The organism is Borreliella afzelii, assembly GCF_014202295.1.
GTDB lineage: Bacteria > Spirochaetota > Spirochaetia > Borreliales > Borreliaceae > Borreliella > Borreliella afzelii.
Map to the genome: position 1 here is coordinate 1 of NZ_JACHGM010000038.1, position 1,400 is coordinate 1,400.

The following is a 1,400-nucleotide window of genomic DNA, read 5'->3' on the forward strand; positions in this document are numbered from 1 at the left end:
AGTATATGAATTTTATGGGAAAAAATACCCAGAACAAGGACCGTTAACAAAATGGATACTAAAAAACCTAAAATAATAACAATTGCGTCAATTAAGGGCGGTGTTGGCAAAAGCACAAGTGCGATAATTTTGGCCACTTTATTATCAAAAAATAATAAAGTTCTCTTAATTGATATGGATACTCAAGCATCAGTTACTAGTTATTTTTATAAAACACTAATAGAAAGTGAATTTGATTTACTTGAAAAAAATATATATGAGGTTTTAAAAGGAAATCAATTAATAAATGATGTGATTATCAATGTTGATAGTGGACTTGATTTATTGCCGAGCTATTTAAGTTTACATACTTTTAGTGAAGAGCCTTTGCCATATAAGGAACATAGGTTAAAAGATAGTTTTAAATATTTAAAATTTAAATATGACTTTATCATACTTGATACAAATCCCCATTTAGATTCTACATTGTCCAATGCTTTAGTTGTCAGTAAGCACGTTATAGTCCCAATGACTGCAGAGAAATGGACTATTGAGAGTTTACAACTATTAGAGTTTTTTACAGATAAATTAAAACTTAAACCAAAAGTATTTCTATTTGTAACAAAATTTAAAAAAAATAAAACACATAAAGATTTATTGGAAATATTACAAAAAAAAGAAAAGTTTTTAGGGATAATATCAGAGCGTGAAGATTTAAATAGGAGAATAGCAAAAAATGATAGATTTGATCTAGATAGAGATTATATAAAGGAGTATGTTAGCGTTTTAAATAATTTTATTTCAAAAATATGAAATTTGTCCGATAGTTGGATGAATTTTCTTAACAAAAAATATAGGAGGTTAATTATGGATGCAGGAATAAAAATAAACGATAGAGTAATATCAAAAAAAGAAGTAAAAAAGGAATTAAGCAATAAAGATGAAATATTAAAACATTATAATTTATTAAAAGAACGTTTAAAATCTAATTTCCAAAAGGAAATTTATAATAAGATAGAAAGCATGAAAATTTTAAAAGAAATAAAAGATAATGAATATTATAAGCTTGATGGTTATAAAACTTTTGATGCTTTTATAAAAAATTATAAGTTAGCTAAAAGCCAAACTTATGAATATTTAAAGATAGCATCAGCTATAGAAAATGGTGTTATAGAAGAGCTTTTTTTATTAGAAAATGGGATTAAGGAAACTATAATCTTTTTAAGAAATAGTAATTCAGATACGATTAAAAAGTCTAAACAAAATCCAATAAAACCATTAAGATTTCAACTTAAAAGTAAAGAAAGTTACGATTTTTACAAAAGCAATGCTAAATTTACAGGGTTTTTATTAGATGAACTTTTTGAAAGTCAAAGAGATTTAGTTAATAAACTTTTAAAAAGATATAAACAATTAAAAGG

The 1,400-nt window shown here is 24.3% G+C and carries 3 protein-coding genes; all 3 read left to right on the plus strand.

What is annotated here, in order from left to right:
- On the plus strand, positions 1-76 hold a 76-nt coding region (locus tag HNP63_RS06690; protein WP_183227721.1), incomplete at its 5' end, for a DUF226 domain-containing protein.
- Positions 52-792, plus strand: coding sequence for a ParA family protein (locus HNP63_RS06695; RefSeq protein WP_014486253.1), 741 nt, complete (start codon positions 52-54; stop codon positions 790-792). The genes HNP63_RS06690 and HNP63_RS06695, both read left to right, overlap by 25 nt.
- A 54-nt stretch (positions 793-846) precedes the next feature.
- Positions 847-1,400 (plus strand): chromosome replication/partitioning protein (locus HNP63_RS06700; protein ID WP_012579153.1); only part of this gene is annotated, 554 nt, incomplete at its 3' end.